Here is a 456-nt window from a genome sequence, read left to right on the forward strand (position 1 = left end):
TCGCCACAGGCGGCAAGCCCGCACCTTGCCCAACTGGTCGATGGCGGACTGCTGGCCGTTGAGAGGCAAGGGCGACACCGCTTCTATCGCCTGGCGTCTGGAGAAATCGCCGAGATCATCGAAAGCTTGTCCAATTGGGCGAGCCCTCCTGTTCACCGGGTCCGGCACGATGCTGCTCTGTGCCATGCGCGACTTTGCTATGATCATCTTGCAGGGAGGCTCGGGGTGAGGCTGCTCGATCGTCTTTCGGAGCGAAACCTGCTGGTGCTCAAGCCCGATGGTCTCGATTTCAGCGAGGCAGGCCAAGCCTGGTTCGAGCGGCATGCGCAACATCCGCTGCCGCCGCCGTCAAAACAGAGAGCGCGGGTGAGGCTTTGCCTGGATTGGACGGAAAGGCGCAATCATCTTGGCGGCTATCTCGGCGCCTAGCTGACGGAAATGATGCTGGACCGGGGA

The 456-nt window shown here is 61.8% G+C and carries 1 protein-coding gene; it reads left to right on the top strand.

The window, feature by feature from the left end:
- On the top strand, positions 1 to 429 hold a 429-nt coding region (locus AC1D0P_RS29360), incomplete at its 5' end, for an ArsR/SmtB family transcription factor (RefSeq protein ID WP_477679953.1).
- Positions 430 to 456: the final 27 nt, after the last annotated feature.

Source organism: Polaromonas sp. P1_G2 (assembly GCF_056405515.1).